This window comes from Anabaena sp. CCY 9402-a, assembly GCF_963920945.1.
Taxonomy (GTDB): Bacteria; Cyanobacteriota; Cyanobacteriia; order Cyanobacteriales; family Nostocaceae; genus Trichormus; species Trichormus minutissimus.
In genome coordinates this window covers 45,440-67,312 of record NZ_CAWUDL010000008.1, presented here as the reverse complement: position 1 = coordinate 67,312, position 21,873 = coordinate 45,440, and the positions used below count along the sequence as shown (strand labels likewise).

General features: G+C 41.9%; 8 protein-coding genes. All 8 read right to left on the bottom strand.

Features of this window, described 5'->3' with window-relative positions:
• Positions 1-48: 48 nt before the first annotated feature.
• The 8 genes from ACM0OR_RS04880 to ACM0OR_RS04845 all read right to left on the bottom strand — a co-directional run bounded on the left by ACM0OR_RS04880 (position 49) and on the right by ACM0OR_RS04845 (position 21,852).
• Positions 49-624 carry a siderophore biosynthesis protein gene (locus ACM0OR_RS04880; protein WP_414575226.1) on the bottom strand — a complete coding sequence of 192 codons (576 nt, stop codon included), beginning with the start codon at positions 622-624 and terminating at the stop codon, positions 49-51.
• Positions 618-1,067 carry a hypothetical protein gene (locus tag ACM0OR_RS04875; protein WP_414575225.1) on the bottom strand — a complete coding sequence of 150 codons (450 nt, stop codon included), beginning with the start codon at positions 1,065-1,067 and terminating at the stop codon, positions 618-620. Before ACM0OR_RS04875 ends, ACM0OR_RS04880 begins: the two co-directional genes overlap by 7 nt.
• A gap of 329 nt (positions 1,068-1,396) precedes the next feature.
• Positions 1,397-2,875, bottom strand: coding sequence for an aspartate aminotransferase family protein (locus tag ACM0OR_RS04870; protein ID WP_414575224.1), 1,479 nt, complete (start codon positions 2,873-2,875; stop codon positions 1,397-1,399).
• Positions 2,876-2,945: 70 nt separating this feature from the next.
• The gene (locus tag ACM0OR_RS04865) at positions 2,946-3,824 is read right to left on the bottom strand and encodes a class I SAM-dependent methyltransferase (protein WP_414575223.1); all 879 of its coding nucleotides are present in this window, start codon (positions 3,822-3,824) and stop codon (positions 2,946-2,948) included.
• 28 nt (positions 3,825-3,852) lie between these two features.
• Positions 3,853-6,909 (bottom strand): thioester reductase domain-containing protein, encoded by a 3,057-nt coding sequence (locus ACM0OR_RS04860; RefSeq protein ID WP_414575222.1) that lies wholly within the window; start codon positions 6,907-6,909, stop codon positions 3,853-3,855.
• A 120-nt stretch (positions 6,910-7,029) separates the two neighbouring features.
• Positions 7,030-10,473: an amino acid adenylation domain-containing protein gene (locus ACM0OR_RS04855; protein WP_414575221.1), complete on the bottom strand. Its 3,444-nt coding sequence runs from the start codon at positions 10,471-10,473 to the stop codon at positions 7,030-7,032.
• On the bottom strand, positions 10,470-13,790 hold the full coding sequence (locus ACM0OR_RS04850; protein WP_414575220.1) for an amino acid adenylation domain-containing protein: 3,321 nt from the start codon (positions 13,788-13,790) through the stop codon (positions 10,470-10,472). Before ACM0OR_RS04850 ends, ACM0OR_RS04855 begins: the two co-directional genes overlap by 4 nt.
• A 112-nt stretch (positions 13,791-13,902) precedes the next feature.
• Positions 13,903-21,852 carry an amino acid adenylation domain-containing protein gene (locus ACM0OR_RS04845; protein ID WP_414575219.1) on the bottom strand — a complete coding sequence of 2,650 codons (7,950 nt, stop codon included), beginning with the start codon at positions 21,850-21,852 and terminating at the stop codon, positions 13,903-13,905.
• Positions 21,853-21,873 lie beyond the last annotated feature (21 nt).

Genomic DNA, 21,873 nt, shown 5'->3' with positions numbered 1-21,873 from the left:
CTCTACCCTTAAAACTCTCTAATATGAAACTAAGCAAACTTATAAATCTCACTCTGCGCCTCTGCGTCTCTGCGTGAGACAACCCTCCAAATTCTCAGGATTAATAAACTGACAACGACTACGAGCAAAAGCATCTAAAACATCAACAGCACAACTACGCTCAAATCTTAAACTACCAGCCTCCTCCCCACCAAACTTTTGACAAACTGCTCGATGAGACTTAGCCAGATAAAGATAAGCATCAACAAACGCTTGATGTTCAGATTTTAATTCTGTTGGTAGATTAGCAAAATGAGGTCGTAACTGCTTCCAAACTTTAATCAAAACTGAATGTTCCCAAGACATCAACCCACTAAAATCATGAGATTTAACATGAGGAGGCATCATCGAAGGGCGAATTTCAGCTTCATATAATTCTGGGCTTAAGCTACCTGCTAATTCCATTGATGCACCGGATGCTAACATTAATTTAGTAGCAGTTTTTAACTCTGTTCGTGCTTCTTGTAAATTTCCGTCTATTAATTCTAAACCAAAGCGACGTAAACAAATAATTAATCCTTGAATATTGATAAAAAATGACCAATGGAAACCTTGCCAAATTTCCTGGGGTGTGAGTTTTAACATGACTCTAAGTTAAGTTGAAATACTCTGTCTAAAAGATAGACATGATTTTTAAAGCCTTCTCTTTGTAGTTCAATTTGAGTAATATCTAGATTTAAATTCTCTTGTTGGAGATACAAGAAGGTTTGACAAGCTGATAATAAACCTTTGACTAAGCACAATTCTGGTTCGTTGCTTTGGACGTGTTGTACATGAAAGTAAGTGTCAAAGTCTTCTATCTCCCAGTATTTTAAGGTTGTTTGTGTGGAGGTTATTTCTAAGGGGAATACATCATATATTTCTAGTTCAGCTATTGCGGTTTCAATTGTGTTTATGGCTTGTTGAATATCGGTTTCGGTTAATGCTATTAATAGTTCTGTGAGGATTTTTTTGAGTTTAATTTGGGTGGGTGGGTTTAGCTGTTGTTTGATGGGGAGTTCTGCGGGGTTTAAGAGTTCTAGGAGCATATTTTTTAAACGCAAAGGGGCGCAGAGGGAAACGCAGAGGGGCGCAGATATTTTAAGAAGGGAGGGAGAATTTTAAGGTTTGGTGACAAAATTGTTGCCATTCGGGGGTGATATTGTTGAAGATGATGTTTTCATCTAAATAAATTCCGGTGGTTACTACATAATTTTCTTGGAGATATAAGACGCTTTCTTCTGTTAGTTGATTGTCGGTGATTTCTTGCTATTTCGGATATTGGCGCAGTTGTTTTAATAGGTAAGCTTTGCAATATGTTCCGATTTGGGGCATGGCTTTATTCGTGTTTTTGATGTGAATGAGAATCAGGACTAAATTAATTGTTAATAAATCCTTCGTTGCGTAGTTCGTTAATACTCTCGATAAAGGCTTTTTTGATGAGATTAATATCTTCTTGTGTGTGTGCTGTGGAAAGAAATCCGCCTTTGTCTCCTTGGCGCAGATGTATTCCTTTTTCGATGAGGTGATAAGAGAGTAAATTCATCGCCATTGGGGAAACTGCGCTTTGGGAGGCTGCTATGCCAAAAAATGAACCAAAGCTAGTAAACTTGATAGCTATGCCCTGTTGTGTCATGTGCGCGTTTAAATCACTGACGAGTTGGGTAGTCCGTTGATTTAACTCTTTGTGTAATTTAATACCTTCTATTTTTAGGTGTTGTAAGGTGGCGCGGGCGGCGGCGAGGGCGAGAGGATGTTTACAAAATGTCCCTGCAAAGAAGGTTGTGGGAACTTGGGGCGCGGAATCATCACCAAATTGCCATTGTCCACCATCTATGTAGTTCATATAATTAGCTTTGCCAGCGATTACCGATAGCGGTAGTCCACCACCAACGATTTTGCTATAAGTAGCAATGTCTGCTTTTACACCAAAGTGTGCTTGCGCTCCTCCGGGGTGGATGCGAAAACCTGTCACCATTTCATCGAAAATTAGGGCTATTCCTAGTTCTTGGGTGATTTGTCGTAATTTTTGCAGAAATTCGCGCGGTTGGAGTTCGGGAAAACGGCTTTGTACTGGTTCTACTAAGACGGCGGCGAGTTCTCGGCGGTGTTTGCGAATCAGCTTTAAGGAATGTTCGTTACCGTATTCTAAAATCAGCACGTCAGCAGCTGCACTCTTGGGAATACCTGGGGCTGCGGGTACGGCTTTGGGGTTGAGGTTGGCTGTGAAAATGGCTTGAATTGGTTGGGCTAGTCTACCGAGGAGGCTTCCAGATTTAGCGGCGATGACGCGACGGGCGGCTTTTTTAGCATATTCTGTCATTGTTGCCCTTACAAGTGCAGAGTCAAAGTGTCCGTGGTAGGAGTTGGTGAAAATCGCTATTTTTGGGCGTTTTGTGGCTGTACGGGCGATGCGTATAGCCGTCATAACTGCTTCTGTACCTGTGTTGCTAAAGGTGACTCGTTCTGCACCTGTTAATTCGCTGATGAGTTGGGCTACTTCGCCAGCTATTGTATTTTGGACACCGATGTGCATTCCCTGTTGTAGTTGTTCGGTGATGGCTGTTTGGATGAATGGGGGGTTATGTCCAAATAGGTTGATTCCTAGTCCCATGAGGATGTCTATGTATTCGTTTCCATCGATATCCCACAGGCGAGAAGCGTTGGATTTTTCGATGGCGATGGGGTAGCAGAGTTCTTTGGTTTCTGCTGCGAAGTTGAAGCCTATTGAGGTTTTATCGGCTAATATTTGGCGATTTTGTTGGGCTAGGTTTTTGGAGGTTTGGGTACGTTGGGTGTAGTTTTGGATGAAGTTTTTTAGGTAGTTTTGTTGGGGTGGGTTTTGAGTAGCTGTCATGGTTTTTTTGTTCGCGCATTCGGCGAAGCTGTTCTCGAAGAGTAGGCGCAAAGACGCAAAGGAAGAAATGTTAGATGTTTAGGGGTTTACGACAGAGGAAGTAAGCTGAGTGTCTATCGTCTATTGTGGGGTTTCCTTCTAGGGTGAGGATTTGAATGTCGGTGAAGCCTGTTTGTTGTAGGGCTATTTCGATTTCTTGGGGGATATGTCCTCTGACAAAATATTTTTCATCCATTCTTTGCCAGTTTTTTTCTTTGGTTTGAAATGCTGATAGGAGTTTTATACGGATTCTGTATAAAAGTCTGTGGTTTAATATTGGGGAAAATAAATGCCAAATTGTTTTTAGTATGGGGGCGGATGATGGTTTGGTTTTTTTCTGAAACATGGTGATTTGAAAGTAGCCTTTACGTTCTTCGGGGTTGTAGTTTGGTGTCACCATCCAGGCGTATTTATTTTCTATTTCTCCTTCGGCAATTTTTCCTCTCCACCAGCGTTGCATTTGTTGATGATGGTTAATGTCAAAGAGAAACCAGCCATTTTGTTTGAGGGCTGAATATACTTTTTGAAAGACTTGCTGAAGTTCAGGAATTGTCATTATGTGGTTGAGGGCTGCGCTTGTGGAAAATGCTGCGTCGAAGGATGGGGGAAGTTCAAAGTGACGCGCATCTGCTAGGAGAAATTCTCCGTTGGGGGCGTTTTGATGGGCATAATTTAACATTTGGGTGGAGTTATCTACGCCTGTTATTTGATATCCTCGATTGATTAATATTTGTACTAGTTGTCCTGTTCCACAGCATAGGTCTAGGATTTGTGCGTTTTGGTTTAGTAGGGGTAGGAGAATTTTTTCTAGGGGTTTTAGTTGGTTTTGGCAATATTCTGGCCCCATTGTTTGGTTATATAGCCAAGCCCAGGTGTCATATTCTGTATGGTTTGGGTTGTTGGAGATCATGTTTTTTAAACGCAAAGGTACGCTGAGGTTAACGCAAAGGTGCGCGGAGGTTTGAAGGAGGTTTTTTTATTAGGTTTTGTTGGATGAGGTGGAAGAGGTAGGTTTGAATTAGGGTTTCGTTGATGGTGGGTGGGGTGATGAGTTGATTTAGTATGGTTTGGGTTTTTCTGTTGTCAATTTGTAGTTTGTTTGTTTGGGTTTCGCTGGTGTTTCTTTGTCTGGGTAATAGGGGAATTAGGGGATATAAGATATGTTCTGGGGAGTTTTGGGCTATTTCTAAGATTTTGTTGCGCCATTGATCATATGATGTTTTCTCAATTTCAAAGCCGATTTTTTTTAGTTGTTCAAAAACAATCTCTGAGGAGACAGGCTTTGGTTGGATGATATGGAAAATTTGATAGTGAGATGATATTTTTGATAGTTCGATAATGGCACTACAGACGTAATCTACTGGTAAGATTTCTAAGGGCATGGCTGTATCTGGTATACTGCCTAACTGTATGTAGCCTAAAAGCAGTTTGTAGAGAAAGTCATCTTGATTAAATGCTCCAGTTTTACTATCTCCTGAAACTGCACCTAATCGGTAGATGTTGACTGGTATTCCTCGGTTTATAGCAGTGATGGCTAATTTTTCTGCTGCCCATTTACTCTGAGCATAACCACCAATAGGTATACCATAATTATCTAAATTATCATCTTCTGTTACCTGTAGATTACTATTATTGTTGGCTGCAAAAATACTGATTGAGGAAATTAAATGTACGGGTTTTAATTTGCTCTGGCTTGCTAGTCTTAAAATTTCCTGTGTACCTAACACATTAGCAGGTTTTAATCTGTTGTAAGGTTCTGTGTGATTTACCCTCGCTCCATTGTGATAAATTACGTCTATCTGATTAGCTAAATTTTCAAATTCCAGTTCAGATAGTCCTAGTTTTGGTTGGGCTAGGTCGCCTACTATGGGAATAATTCTTTCTAGATATGAGCTATCCCAAATTTGGTAATCTTGTAAGGTTTTGATAATTCTTTGGGTTGCGGTTTCAAAATTTTCAGCTTTGATTAAACAATAAACTGATGCTGTAGTTTTGTTTAGTAGTTCTCTTAGTAGAAATGCCCCGATAAATCCTGTCGCGCCTGTTAATAGTAATGAGGAATATGCGGAAGGTAGGGAAGATGGGGAAAGAGGAATAATTGTAGGGTCAAGGGTTGTTTCTTTTTCCCAATCTATTTCTAATTTTGGTTGTTGACAATTCTGTAGAAATTCGATGATTTCTTCTTTGCGTTCCTGTAATTGTGCTTTTAAGTTCGGGGTTAAAACTCTTTTGGGAGCGTTACATCTTAATTTAGGTGTGCTATCAGTGTCTTCTAGCCATATACGAATATCTAAATGTTGTAATTCTGAGAGTAATGATTGAATTGAAGATACCCCTCCCCAACCCTCCCCTTGTAAAAGGGAGGGAGTTTTAATATTCGCTAGGATAAATGATGGTTGAGTGTTGGGTGTTAAATAGATTTCTTCACAACCATAGAGGCGTTTACTGAGTATTTTTTGGCTATGACAATAGGCGATGAGTTTGTTAGATTCAATTATGGCTGGAGATTCTGCGGTATATATAATTGAGGTGATGAATGTCAGCCACGGTTCTTGTCCCATCGCATAGACGTATACTTGCTGGGGATGGAGTTGTTGCACTAGTGCGATCGCTCTGCTACTATCAGAACCATCTAATCGTCTGGTTTGGGCTATCTTTCGCGGTACTTGATTGGTTAATAATGAGCCATAAGCCCATGTATAAGGCGCACCCTCGCATTCCATGCCAATAAATAGTACGTCTATATCCCCAAAAATTTGCTGTAGGTGGCTGTACAATTTGGGGTCAATATTATTAGAATCGGCTGCACATAAGATTGAACGTCCTTTAAGATTTACTAAATATGCTGCTTTCGCACCTATATTTAAATCTCCATGTTCTCCTAAAAATGGCAATGCGGTAATATATCCGTTAGTTAGATTAATTACTTCTAACTCGTCAATTTCTCGGATATCTGCAAAACCAATTTGTTGCAGCATCAATTTTAGGGAAGGGTCTATTAATATTCCCTTATTGCTTTTAGGAACGACCACTGTTTTAATTTTGTGGCGTAACTGCAACAGTGTTTCTAACATTACATGGTCTTGGTGATTGTGGGTAAGAATAACGTAGTCAATCACCGGGGGTAAATTCTCGTATGTATAGCGATTTATCCCCGAATCATGGGGATAGCTAATGATGGGGTCACAGAGAATACTGACTGATTCGGTTTGAATAAGAACGCAAGCATGACCAAAGTAGCGAACTCGTACAGCTTCCCCGGTGTAGTCTGGTTCTGGGTTTGGGGGTGTGGTGGTGAAAAAGTCTGCAAATAGCGATTCTTGCTGGGGTTGAATTTGCAGGGTTTCGCGAATGTCGTTGTAGGGGTGGGGAGTATGACGCATTTGGCAGAGTTGGTCAAGACGGCGATCGCTAAATGCCATTTTTAGATGTATACTCTGGTCATCTTCTAAACGCGGTGTACTCAAAACAAAAGCGCGTTTATCCCCGTCACCCATGTACATATTCACCGATTGATTGGCAGGATTATAATATGGACTGCGATATAGTAGCCCTTCAATGAAGCGAATTGAGGGGTGATTGTTACTATCCTGTACCAGTTCTACGTAACCTCGTAGTGGGGTTGGAATTTTAGCATACAAAGGCTCTAATGAATAACCATGAGTATGTGCAGCCAAGAGGTGTTCTAAATCTTCAATTGCTTGCGCCAGTTCTAGCATTTGCGCTTGCTGCTTTTGCGTTGTCTCCAGTAATACCCGAATATCCTCAACTTGACTGGGATTATGGTTGATGAAGGGGCTACCAGTCATCGCCGGATTTTTCAAAGCATCATGATGTAACTGTGGCGCAGCAATGAATGATTGCATAATTGGTATGTGAGAATTAGCAATATACATTGCGGCTGTGGCGGGAGAAATTAGGTATGACCAGGCGTACCACTGATTGAATAGTGGTTCAATGATGACATTTGGTTTGAGATATAGCGGTTGGTTCATGGTTAATTTCGGCGTTGCTGAGTGGAAATATGAATTTTGATCACGCAGAGGCGCAGAGTCGCAGAGAGTAAGAGTTGAGAAGAGTTGATTTTTGCATTTCATATTCAAATTCAGCTAGGCCTAAATTTCAAACTCCTCTCGTTCATCATCGGGGGTATCAGATATTACTGGAATTTGTGCGGTGAGTTGTCGTTGTAAAATTCGTTCCGCCATCCCTGCTACTGTCGGTGCATCAAACAAATCCATAACAGTCAGTTCGACTTGAAACACTTGCAAAGCTTGGGCGATTAATTGAGTAGCGATGAGAGAATGTCCCCCCAATTCAAAAAAGTCATCGTGAACACTCACCTTTTCTAACTTGAGTATCTGGGCGTAAATATCGGCTAATTGCGCTTCGATTTCTGTACGGGGGGCGATAAATTCAGCGTTTGCTAGGACTTGTTCGGGTGCGGGGAGTGCGTGGGTGTCTACTTTACCGTTGGGTGTCAGGGGTAAATTTTCTAGTAAAACAAACGCCGCCGGTACAAGATATTCGGGTAACTTCTCTCGCATGAAAGCGCGGAGGGATTGGGGACTGGGTAAATTCTCCCTCCCCTGCTCCCTTCCTTCCTCATTGGGAATAACATAAGCGACTAAACGCTTCTGGTCTGGTTGGTCTTCTCGGACAATTATAACTCCCGCAAGCACCCCAGGATGTTGACACAATACTGTTTCCACTTCTTGCGGTTCAATCCGAAAACCGCGAATTTTGACTTGGTTATCAACCCTTCCTAAAAGTCTGATGCGACCATCAGGTAAGTAACAAGCTAAGTCACCAGTTTTATAGAGTCTGGAATCACTGTTGACTGAGGACATTTCTTTTCCCAGTCCCCAATCACTAATAAATCTTTGGGCTGTTAAATCTGGACGATTCAAATAGCCTCTTGCTAAACCTATACCACCAATGTAGAGTTCACCAATTACGCCGATGGGGACGGGTTGTAAATAATTATCTAATACATATAGTTGTTTGTTGGCACTGGGGCGAATGCTAGGAAGTAGAGGATGACCGTTTCCACAAAGTACCATGCTGGCGTTGACTGTAACTTCGGTTGGGCCATAGGCGTTGATAAAACGTCTTCCTTCTGACCATTTGGCGATTAATTCAGGTGATGGTGCTTCACCTCCTACTAGTACCATCCGCAAATGAGGTAAATCTGCTGAGGGTAGTAGGGACAGGGCTGAGGGGGTGATAGTTATATGAGTAACTGCGTTGTCTCGTAGCAGTTGGAGTAAGGTTTCTCCAGGTAGTAAAGATTCTGGTTTGGCTAGACAGAGTTTAGCACCGCTCCCCAAAGCCATGATGATTTCGGGGATGGAAGCATCAAAGCTGAGGGAGAAAAATTGCAGTACACAATCACCGGGATGGACATCACAGACTTCAATTTTGTGTTGTGTGAGGTTAGTTAAGCCGATGTGGGGAATTAACACTCCTTTTGGTTTACCAGTAGAACCAGAGGTGTAAATTAAATAAGCTAAGTTCTCTGGTGTAGCTTCACTTTCTGGGTTTTCTATACTGCATTGAGAAATTGTTTCCCAGTCTGTATCTAAATAGATTATTTCGTAGCTTGGGGACTGGGTAAATTTTTGCTCCTCTGCTTCCCTGGAACTTGTTTCTGTTAGTAAAATCGGTACTTGGGAATCAGCCAACATATACCCCAGGCGTTCTGGGGGATAATTGGGGTCGAGGGGGAGATATGCACCACCAGCTTTGAGGATACCAAGTAAAGCGATGATCATTAATGGGGAACGCTCTACACATAATCCCACAATTACCTCTGGTTTCACCCCTTTTTGTTTGAGGTAATGAGCAACTTGATTACTTTTTTGATTGAGTTCTTTATAAGTAAGAGACTGATTTTCAAAGATAATTGCTACTGCATCGGGTGTTTTTTCTACCTGCGCTGCAAATAAGTCTTGAAAGGTTAAATGGCTAGGAAATTCTACTTGGGTTTGATTCCAATCAATGAGAATGGTTTGCTTTTCTTTGTCTGTCAGTAATGGTAATTCGGAAATCCGTTTTTGTGGATTTTCAAAAATTGCTGTTAATAGCGTCTGAAAATGCCCTACCATCCGTTTAATTGTCTCTGGTGCAAACAAATCACGGTTATATTCAAATGCACCTACAAAACCTGTTGATGTCTCGTACATATCCAAACTTAAATCTAGTTTGGCACTTGCTTCTGTCCGATTTAGAGGTGTGAGAGTTAACCCTGGTAATTCTAATTTTTCTGTAGGGGCATTTTCTAACCGGAATTTCACCTGAAATAGCGGATTAAAACTTAAATCTCTTTCTGGTTGTAGAACTTCTACTAATTTCTCAAAAGGTATATCCTGATGATCATAAGCTTGCCAAGTGGTGGTTCTTAGCTGCTGTAATAATTCCTGAAAACTAGGATTATCTGCTAAATTTGTCCGCAATACTAATGTGTTGATAAAAAATCCAATTAAAGCTTCAATTTCTCGGCGATGGCGATTAGCTACGGGAGTACCAACGAGTATATCTGTTTGTCCGGTGTAGCGGTGCAGGAGAATTTTATAAGCTGTGAGGAGGGTAACGAAGGGGGTGACACCTGCATTTTTTGCCAGTTTGATAATGTCTTGACTTAACTGAGGAGAGAGAGAAAAAGATTCAATTGCACCCCGAAATGTCTGTACTCTTCCACGGGGGTAGTCGGTGGGTAATTGTAATACTGGGAGAATACCGCCTAACTGTTGTCGCCAATAGTCTAGTTGAGTTTCTAAAACTTCTCCTTGTAACCATTGTCTCTGCCAAACTGCAAAATCAACATACTGAATTGCTAACTCTGGTAAAGGTGATGGTTGATTGGCACTAAAAGCAGTATAAAGGGTTGCGAACTCCTTAACTAAAATTTCCATTGACCAACCATCAGAAACGATGTGGTGCATGGTAAATAAAACTACGTTTTCATCTTTAGCTAGTTGGAGAATTTTCACCCGCAAAAGTACATCCGTGGCTAAATCAAAAGGTGTTTGTGCTTCTTTTAAAGCCAGGTGACGGACTTCTTCATCTTGTTCGAGGAGATTAAAGGCTTGTAAATCAATCACAGCCAGGGGAAGGGTGACACTCGGCTGAATATCTAAAACAGGATTTCCATCTACAGTTTTGAAGTTTGTGCGTAGTAGCTCATGACGTTGGATAATGGTATTTAGCGATCGCTCTAACAATCCTACATCCAAAATCCCAGTCAATCTGACTGCTGTCGGTAAATTATAAGTATAATTATCGGGTTGTAGTTGTTCTAAAAACCACAATCTTTGTTGAGCAAAAGACAGAGGTAGGTTGCCGTTGCGTGCTGCTGGGGTAATTGCTTGTGTATAATTTGTAGATGACTTAGCTTGACGTAAAAAGTTGATAATTTCAGATTTGCGCGATCGCAATTCTACACTAAGTTCATCTGTCAGCACATCTTCCGGAATGCTACACCGCAAATTAGCATCTTCTATCCACAGTTTGGCATCCAGGCTGTAAAGGTGTGCCAGAAACTTTTCTATTGTCTTCATAGCGAAATCTCCTTACGACCTGGTTGACTAGATGGAGTAGTTTGCATTTGTTGGATACTCTGTTGCAGAATTTCAATCAGTTCTGCAAGTCCAGCAATTGTTGGTTTTTCAAAGACACTATGTAGCGGTAAATCCAATTGAAAAGCTTCCCTCAACCGCGATGTCACCCGAATTGCTGAGAGGGAATTTCCCCCCAATTCAAAGAAGTTTTCATCTACTCCCACACGTTCTAACCGCAACACATCCGCCAAAATGTTGGCAATCAGCGTTTCTGTAGAATTACGCGGTGCAATATATGCTTGATTAGCATGGCGTATAGTTTCAGGTTGAGGTAAAGCTTGACGATTGATTTTACCGTTAGGTAACAGAGGTAATTCTGATAACACCACAAACACAGATGGCAGCATATATTCTGGTAATTGAGATATCAGAAATTTCTGTAATTCACTGGTTAAATCTGGTGACTCCAGGCTAGTCGATGTCTTCACCACATAAGCCACTAAACGCTGATTATCAGATTGTTTCGAGTCTAAAATTACCACCGCTTGGTGCACATCAGGATGTTGATTCAGTACCGCTTCAATCTCCCCTAATTCAATCCTCAACCCTCTAATTTTCACCTGATTATCTAACCGCCCCAAGTATTCCAAGCTACCATCAGGTAAGTAGCGGGCAAGGTCGCCTGTTTTGTAAAGAATGTTGACTGTTTTAATTTTGAATTTTGTAGGCTTGCCTTCCCATAGGGTATTTTGAATTTTGAATTGGCTAATAAACCTTTCAGCCGTTAAATCTGGACGTTTCCAATAACCCCTTGCAACCCCTACACCACCGATGTAAATTTCACCTGGGACACCTAAAGGGACTGGTTCTAGATAATCATTTAAAAGGTAAATTTGTGTATTAGAAATCGGACGACCAATAGGTACTATATGTAAATCATTTGTAGGTTGACATTGCCAGTAGGTTACATCAATTGCGGCTTCTGTCGGCCCATATAAATTATGTAATTCTGCATTATTCAAATGCTGAAAAAATCGATTTTGAATCTCTATTGATAATGCTTCGCCGCTACAAATCACCCGCTTAACACTGCGACAACGTTCAGTTAAATTTGGTTCTGCTAAAAACACCCCCAACATTGCCGGAACAAAGTGTAACGTAGTGATTTGCTGCTGTTCAATAATTTCTAATAAATAATTTGTATCTTGATGTCCTCCTGGTTTAGCCATCACCAAACAACTACCATTTAGTAATGTCCAGAAAAATTCCCACACCGAGACATCAAAACTAAACGGGGTTTTTTGTAAAACTGCTTCTCCTATTTTTAAACCATACTGTTGCTGCATCCAATACAATCGATTACTCACACCGCGATGAGTATTAATTACTCCCTTGGGTGTTCCTGTAGAACCAGAAGTATAGATGATATAAATTGCATTGTCAGGATTAACAGATGTAGTGAGAATATTGTCAGGTTGGTGGGCTATTTCTTGCCAATCTGTATCCAAACATAAGCACAGAGTTTTACTTAAACCTTTACTAGTTGAGGCTTGGGGAGAGGTAAACCCTAGCAATTTTGCTAACAAATTTTCCTGAGTTAATACCACCGACAGTTGAGTTTCATTAATAATATATCCCAACCTAGACTCAGGATAAGCGGGATCAAGAGGAACATAACAACCCCCAGCTTTGATAATACCTAATATCCCAATCACCATTTCTAAGGAACGCTCAATATAAATCCCGACGGGTGTTTCCGCTTGTACTCCCCAGGTTTGTAAATAATGAGCTAATTGATTAGCTTTGGTGTTTAATTCTTTATAAGTAAGTTGTTGTTCTCCAAACACCACAGCAATACTATCTGGTGTCCGTTCTACCTGGGTTTCAAATTGCTGATGAATAGATTCTATGGGATAATATGCTTCTGTTTGATTCCATTTGTGGATGGTTTCATACTCCTGCTGAGTTAATAAGGGTATGTTCCCCACAGTTTGTTCTGGCTGACTCATTCCTAATAACAAATTACAGAAATGCTCTAATAATTGAGTAATGGCATTATCTGTAAATCTGTTGCGGTCATATTTTACTTTTAATGACAATTGATTTCCTACAGAAACCAACATCGTTAAGGGAAAACTTGTCCATTCTAAAGATTGAATATCAGTAATATGTAAATCTTGATTTCCTGAAATTCCCGATGTATCAACGGGATAGTTTTCAAAGACTAAAATACTGTCAAATAATGAAGTCCCTGGCGCAAGTTTACTCCATTCTTGAATCTCTAAGAGGGATGTATATTCATAGTCTAGAGCTTCTGCTTGTTGTGCTTGTAATTTTTGCAACCACTCAACTAAATTATCTGTGGGGGACACCTGCACCCGCACCGGCAAAGTATTGATAAATAATCCCACCATTGACTCTACACCAGCTAGGGTTGCGGGTCGTCCTGATGAGGTTGCACCAAATACTACATCTGTGGTGTTGCAATAGCGACTTAGTAATAAAGCAAAAGCACCCTGTAAGAGAGTATTCAGGGTTAATTGTTGCTGTTTTGCCCACTGCTGCAGAGAAGCTGTTTGATTAGGCGTAAGGCTGCGGGTTTGTTCTTGGGGTGTGAGGTTCTCGCTTTTACCCCTTCCTAACCCTCCCCTTGTCAATGGGAGAGAAGAAGTAGGTGTGGTGAATCCTTGGAGTTGCTTTTGCCAGAATGTTTTGGCGGCGATTTTATCTTGTTGTTGTAACCAGGCGATGTAGTCACCGTAGGGGCGGGAATTAGGATAGTAAGATGGGGAATTATAATAATTTTGAAATACTTCTCTTATTATTAATGCTGATGACCAACCATCGATAATTAAATGATGTTGTGTCCAGATAAGAATATATTTAGCTGCTGATAACTGAATGAGAGCTAAACGCATTAATGGAGGCTGTTTGAGGTCGAAAGATGAAGTGCGTAGTTTACCGCCGCAGGCATCGCTCTCTAAAAACTTCTCTAATTCTACTGTCTGTTCTGCCTCGGATATTGTCTGCCAATCTAACAGTTTCCAAGGAATTTCTACTTGGCGAAATACAACTTGAAAGGGTTTATCTCGCTGTTCCCAATAAAAGGCTGTGCGTAAGGCTGGATGATTAATTACAACCTGATTCCATGCTGTTTGTAAGGCGTTTATATCTAGTTTTCCTTCCAGATACAAGCAAACCTGTGGTACATATACGCCTGCTTGCGGGGTTAGCAAGGTATGAAACAGCATTCCCTGCTGCATTGGTGATAGGGGATAGATATTTTCTATATTTTGGCGTTTATCCACAGGTTGCATGATTTTTGGTTTTGATGTTGTTATTTGTTTCACGCAGAGGCGCAGAGAGTAAGAGAACTCCGCGTACCTTTGCGTTACCTCCGCGTACCTTTGCGTTTCAAAAAAACTCCTCTCATAACTCTCCCAACAACTTATCTAGTTCATCTTGGGTGAAATCCATTTGCGGGAAGTCGGAGGGAGTAAAGCCGCTAACTTGAGGAGTGAGACAATGTTGAATTAGGGACAGTAGTATTTTTTGATAGTTGTCTGCTAAGGTGACGATGGTTTGGCGATGATGCAGTTGTTTGCTGTACGTCCAATCACATCGCAGTTTTCCTCCGGTGACGATACTGTTAATTTCAATCAGAGTGTTACGCTTCCCTCTAGGACTATGGCTGTGTCCGATAGATTCACTCGCTGGGGTAAACAGCGAATTTTCCGAGAAGATTTGGTCAGATTGTCCTAAATAGTTAAATCTGACTTGTGGTAAGGGTATTGCTTTGAGAGTGTCTCGAATTGTTGGGGATGCTAAATAGCGCAATAATCCATAGCTAATTCCTCGGTTGGGAATTTGCCGTAGTTGCTCTTTGATAGCTTTGAGGGAAATCCCTAGATCGGCAGAGGGATATATATCTAATAATACTGGGAATAGGCTGGTAAACCAACCCATTGTCCGAGATAAATTAATACTTGGAAACAAATCTTCTCTACCATGTCCTTCTAGTTCTACTAGCAGACGACTTTCACCCGTCCATGTTTGGAAGGTTAAGGCTAAGGCTGTTAACAAAACATCATTGATTTGGGTGCGGTAGGCTTGGGGAACTTCTTGCAGGAGGTTTTGGGTATCTGTGACGCTGAGAAATGTAGAATAGGTGTCTACATTTGCCATTGTGTTAAAATCTGGGGCATAATCTACGGGGAGAGGTGGGATTTGTTGCCAAGTGGGAGATGTCCAATAATTGAAGGCTGGTTGTAAATCGGTACTCCAGGTATATTCTTGTAGTTTATTTGCCCACTGTTGATAGGATGTGGTTTTGGGTGGGAGTTGGATTTCCTGTCCTTGGCTAAGTTGTTGGTAGGCTAGTTGCAAATCTTCTAAAAATACCCGCCAGGAGATGCCATCAATAATTAAGTGATGGAAGATGATTAATAAGCGATGATTTTGAGTTTCACCATTGTCAAAATAGGCGACACGTAGTAATGGCGGTGTTTCTAGGTGGAAACTGGCTTGAAAGTGGGGTGTAGGGGTGTAGGGGTTTAGGGGTGTAGGGGAAAGAGGGATTTTTTCGTCATTATTCGAGATATCAACATGATAGAAGTATGAGGTTTGGTTTATTTCCTCAATTGGCAAAATCTCCTGTCGCCAACCGTCGGGGGTTGGTTGAAAGGATGATCGCAAGCCATCATGGTGTGCTAATAGTTGATCTATTGCTTGCCGTAAGTAATCAGGGTTAAGAGATTGGTGTACTTCTAAAAGAATGCCTTGATTCCAATGATGTGCATCTACTAGATTTTGCTCAAAGAACCAGTGCTGGATAGGAGTTAGAGGAACTTCCCCTATTACTGGTGTTTGCTCACTAGATAATGTGGTATCAGTGTCCACAATGGCTGCTAATTCTGCCACTGTTTGATATTGGAACATCTGCCGGGGACGCAAACCCAAGCCTTGCTGATTTGCTTTGGCTACTGCTTGAATTGCGAGAATTGAATCACCACCCAAGCTAAAGAAGTTATCGTGAATGCCAAGTGATTCTACCCCTAACACCTGAGTCCAAATATTAATTAATTGTTTTTCTATGGGTGTGCGGGGTGCAGTTGTAGTGGTGGTGACTGGCGATAAATCAGGTATGGGCAAAGCATGACGGTCTACTTTACCATTAGCTGTTAAAGGTAAAGTTTCCAGGATGACAAACACTGTCGGTAGCATATAAGCAGGAAGTTTCGCCGCTAAAAATTGCCTTAATTCTGCTACTTCAATGTGAGATTTGGGAACAACATAAGCCACTAGCCGACTATGTTCTGGGGTATCGTTGCGAACAATAGCGACAGCTTGCTTCACCTCTGGATGTTGGTTGAGTAACGCCTCAATTTCCCCCAATTCAATGCGAAAACCCCGCAATTTCACCTGATGGTCGAAACGTCCCAGATATTCAATATTACCATTTGGGAGGTAGCGGGCGCGATCGCCTGTTTTATAGAGAGTGTTGACTGTTGACTGTTTAATAAACCTCTCATCCGTCAATTCTGGACGCTTCCAGTAACTTCTGGCTAACCCTGCACCACTGAGATAAATTTCACCAGGTACACCAACGGGAACGGGTTGCAGGTTTTGGTCTAGGATATAAACTTGAGTGTTGGCAATAGGTTTACCAATTGTCGGGGCTTGTTGACTATTGCGGGGAATGAGCGCATAGGTAGAGTAGGTGGTATCTTCTGAAGGCCCGTAAAGATTGTATACTCGCTCAATTGTGGATTGTTGATAGAGTTCGTCTACCAGCGATTTCGGTAACGGTTCGCCGGCTAAATTGACCGTCTGCACTGATGCGGGAATACCATTTAAACGTAGTATTTCTCTGGCGGCGGAGGGGACTGTATTGATTAACGTTACTTGGGTGGCGGCTGGTAATTCCGGTAATTGTAGGGCATTATCGGCGAGGATAACGCAACCTCCCCAACTCAGAGGAACGAAGATTTCAAATACTGAAAGATCAAAACAAATAGAAGTGGAAGCTAAAACACCTGTTAATTCTGCTTGTGAGTAAATTTCTCGCGCCCAATACATGAGTGTAACTGGACTTTGATGAGTGATGGCGACTCCTTTGGGAATGCCTGTAGTGCCGGAGGTGTAGATGATGTAGGCTAGGTTGAGTGGGGAGTGCTGAGTGCTGTTAGCGGGGCGTTTAGCCCATGCTGTTAGCGGTAGTGCGGCGTTTAGCCGGTGCTGAGTGAGGAGTGGTGAATCTAGGGAAATTATGGGGATTTGGAGTTGGGGGAGTTTGGTTAATTGTTTTTGTTGGGTGAGTAACACCTGCATTTGAGCATCTTCAATAATAAATGCTAATCTGGTTTCGGGATAGGTGGGGTCTAGGGGAACATAAGCACCCCCAGCTTTGAGGATAGCCAATAAGCCGATTATCACATTTAGGGAACGGTCAACGCAAATCCCCACAGGCGTTTCTGGCTGAACACCTAAACTTTGCAGATGACAGGCTAATTGATTGGCTTTGGTGTTTAATTCTTGATATGTTAACCGTTCTTCACCCCAAATCACCGCTATTTGTTCGGGGGTTTGTGTTACCTGTGTCTCAAACAATTCATGTAAACACTGCTGAGTATACTGGCGTTCGGTGGCGTTCCATTGTGCAAGTTGTTGCTGTTCAGCAGTGGTTAATAAAGGTAATTCGTTAATATGCTGCTGCGGATTGAGAACTACTGCTTCTAACAATGTTTCTATATGTCCAGCTAAACGCTTAATTGTTGTGGCTGCGAATAAATCAGTATTATATTCCAACTTACAACTTAAGCCTTGAGCAGTTTCGCTCACAAACCAAGTCAAGTCAAATTTAGCTGTACCACTATCCGCCTCAATTACTTGCCATTGTACTTCCCCCATATCCAAATCTGGCAAAGGTAAATTTTGCAACACCAGCATCACTTGAAAAATCGGCGAATGACTAAGCGATCGCACTGGTTGCAGCACATCTACCAATTGTTCAAAAGGCAAATCCTGATGAGCATAAGCACCCAAAGCGATCGCCCGAACCCGTGACAATAAACCAGCAAAACTCGGATTACCACTCAAATCAGTGCGTAAAGCCAGAGTGTTAGCAAAACAACCAATCAACCCTTCCGTCTCTACACGATTGCGATTAGCTACAGGACTCCCAACCACAATATCATCATCACCACTGTAACGATATAACAGCACATTCCAGACAGCCAACAAAGTCATAAATAAAGTGCTGTGATAACGCCGACTCAACCCTTGCAAACCCTGAGTCAATTCCCTCGACAAACCAAACCCATATACAGCCCCCCGAAAAGATTGTACAGCCGGACGCGGGTAATCAGTCGGCAATTTCAACATCACCGGCGCAGACTCCAACTGTCCCCGCCAATACTGCAAATGTTCCTCCAAAACCCTCCCCTGTAACCACTCCCTCTGCCAAAAAGCAAAATCCACATACTGAATCTTCTTCTCTTCGTTATGACCTAACCCCCTAACCCCCTTCCCTACAAGGGAAGGGGGAAAAGTTAAAGCCTCTCTCCTTGCAGGGGAGAGGTTTGGAGAGGGGTTTTCCAAATCCTGTGAAAATTCAGCTTTGCGCCTCTGCGCCTCTGCGTGAGAAATTTCCCGAACCAACAACCCCACAGACCAAGCATCAGCAATAATATGATGCAAAGTCAACAACAAAACCTGATTCCCCTCCCCCAATTTTACCAAACGCACCCGCCACAACAAACCATCCAAATCAAAAGCCTGCTGCGCCTGATTACGCGCCAACTCCTTCACCTGCTGCTGTTGCTCAAACTCCGGTAATCCCTGTAAATCAATCACAGGTATCTTCACATCACAAACATCAGCAATCCTCAAAACAGGCTGTCCATCCACATTCAAGAAATGCGATCGCAAAATTTCCTGTCGCCGCACCACTTCTGTAAAACTGCGCTGCAAACTATCCAAATCAATATTCCCCCGAATTTGCACCGCTAAAGGAATATTATAAAAAGGGCTATCCGGCTCTAACTGCGCCAAAATCCAAAAGCGTTGCTGGGCAAAGGATAGAGGTAAATTACCAGTGCGAGAAATCGGCAATATGGGGCTAATTTCCTTGTGACTTTGGGCAATTACCCTTGCTAAATCCCCAATTCTCGGACTTTCAAACAAATGACGCAAAGGTAACTCTACACCAAATACCTGCCGCACTTGAGAAATTAACCGCGTCGCCAGCAGGGAATGTCCCCCCAAATCAAAGAAATTATCCTCAATACCTACCGACTTCACACCCAACACCGTCGCCCAAATACTCGCCAAAACTTCCTCTGTTGGTGTGCGCGGGGTTTCATTCACCTGTGATTGGGTATTGGGAGTAGGTAAGGCTTTGCGGTCAACTTTACCATTAGGTGTGAGGGGTAAGGCTGTTAATGTAACAAATACCCCAGGAATCATATATTTGGGGAGTTTGCTGGCGAGGAATTGCTGTAAATCATTTACCGCCAAATCTTGAGAATTGGGGACGATGTAAGCGACTAAACGCTGTTCTCCTGGTTCATCTTCTCGCACGCGTACTACTACTTGTGATACTTGGGGATGTTGTGTTATTACCGCCTCAATTTCTCCTAATTCAATGCGAAAACCGCGAATTTTGACCTGATAATCTAATCGCCCTAAGTATTCGAGTTTACCATCTCTTAGGTAGCGGACGCGATCGCCTGTTTTATATAGAGTGCTGTTAGCGGAAGCGGGGCGTTTAGCCCGTGCTGTTAGCGGTAGCGCGGCGTTTAGCCGGTGCTGAGTTCTGAGTGTTTTAATTCCCAGCCCCCAGTCCCCAGTCCCCAGTCCCCAATTAATAAATCTCTCTGCTGTCAATTCTGGGCGTTGCCAATAGCCTCTGGCGACTCCTGCACCACTAATATATAATTCTCCGGGTACGCCGATGGGAACGGGTTGTAAATGCTGGTCGAGGACGTAAAATTGGGTGTTGGCGATGGGATGACCGATGGTGACGGGTTCATCTATACTGAGTTTCTGGGCTGCTGACCAAATTGTGGTTTCTGTTGGCCCGTATAAGTTCCAGACTTCTTGGGTGCAGGATAATAGCTGTTGGGCTAGGGTGTTATCTAATGCTTCGCCGCCACAGAGAATTTTTAAGTCTTGTTTACCTTCCCAACCACTGGCTAGAAGCAACCGCCAAGTTGCGGGGGTGGCTTGCATGACGGTGATTTCATGTTGCGCGATCGCTTGTGCTAATCTCTCTCCATCCAGGGTAACTTCCCTTTCTACTAAGACTAAACAAGCACCGACAATTAAGGGTAGGAAAATCTCTAACGCCGCGATATCAAAGGCTAGGGTGGTGACGGCTAAGAGGTTATCTGCTGCTGTTAGTCCTGGTGCTTTGGACATTGCGGTTAAGAAGTTGCTTAAGCTTCTGTGCAAAATTTGCACGCCTTTGGGTGTGCCGGTTGAACCGGAGGTGTAAATTAGGTAGGCGAGTTGTTCTGAGTGAGGAGGGGTGTAGGGGTGTGGGGGTGTAGGGGTGTAGGGGTGGGAAGAAAGAAGTTGTTGACTGTTGTCTAAACAGATAATTGCTGCTGAGTGTTCTGGTAAGTTATTTAATAGGGAAGTTTGAGTTAATAAGATTGATATTTGTGAATCGTTAATTATAAACTGTAAACGCTCTTGGGGATAGCTGGGGTCGAGGGGAACGTAAGCACCGCCGGCTTTGTAGACTGCTAATAAGGAAATTACCATTTCTAGGGAGCGATCGCAGCAAATTCCTACTCTTGTTTCTGCTTGTACTCCTATGTTTTGTAAATAGGCGGCTAGTTGATTGGCTTCTTGCTCTAGTTGCTGATAAGTTAGAGATTTATTACCAAAAATAACAGCTATTTTATCTGGAGTTTTTGCTACTTGTTGACTGAATAATTCATAAACTCTTAATTCAGTAATTTCTGTATATGTATCGTTCCATTGTGTTAATAAATTTTGTTCTTCTGCTGTTAGTAATGGTAATTCATTAATAGATTGCTCTGGATTAGCAACAATAGTTGATAATAAAATTTGAAAATGTGCAACTAACCTTTCAATAGTAGCTTTTTCAAATAATTCTGTACTGTATTCCCAAGTTCCTCTTAAACCGCTTGGAGTTTCGTACATATCTAAGCTTATATCAAACCGAGATGTAGAATGTTCTGTTTCTAGAGGTTCAATTTTTAATCCAGATAAGTTTGTAGTTTGATGGGGTGTGTTATGCAGAACAAACATTACCTGGAATAATGGATTCCGACTCAGATTTCGTTCTGGTTGAAGTTGTTCTACTAAATCTTCAAAGGGTAAATCTTGATGAGATAATGCGCCTAAAACTGTTTCTTTGACTTGGTTAAGGAGTCTATAAAAACTGGGTTCACCAGATAAATTAGTGCGAAATATGAGATTATTAACAAATAGCCCGATGAGGTTAGCAATTTCTGGGCGATCGCGGCTAGTAACGGTAGAACCAACTAATATATCTTCTTGTCCACTGTAGCGATATAATAATATATTAAATGCTGTCAGCAGAGTCATGAACAGCGTAGCATTATGCTTTTGGCTCAATTGCCGCAATTGCTCAGATAATTCTGGCGACAAAGTAAAAAATAGCCGCGCACCTTTAAAACTTTGTATGGCTTTTCGTGGATAATCAGTAGGGAGAGACAATTCACGGGGGTAATTTTTCAGTTTTTCCCGCCAGTATGATAATTGATTGTTCCTAGCTTCACTCTGTAACCATTTTTGTTGCCAAGTTGCAAAATCTGCAAATTGAGTTGGTAATTTTGTTAAGGTTTGTCCTTGATAAATTGATATTAATTCCCGCACCAAAATACGAAATGACCAGTAATCTGTAATGATGTGGTGCATCACCAAAATCAAGACAAATTCAGTATTATTCAGTTGTAGTAACGCAACACGTAATAAAGGCAGTTCTGTAAGTTGAAACGGCTGTTCTGTGAGTAATTTGGCTTGCTGTATGACTTGTGATTCTTGATTTTCTGGTGATAATTCCCGCAAATCAACTAAAGGTAGATTTAGTTTGACATTTGCAGCAATATTCTGCACAGGTTCATCATTAACTACAGCAAAACTGGTTCGTAAAATCTCATGCCGCAATACAATTGAATGTAAACTTTGCTCTAGGCGCGTGACATCGAGTTTACCCGTCAAACGCAAAGCCTCAGGTAGATTATAAACCGATAATACTGGCTGTAATTTATCGAGAAACCACAATCTTTTTTGAGCAAATGAAAGGGGGAAATGTTGTTTAGTGGCTTTTTGTTGTAGTAGTTTTGCTAATAGTTCGCGTTTTTGGGATGGGGAAATATTCATAATTTACTCAAGTAAAATAAT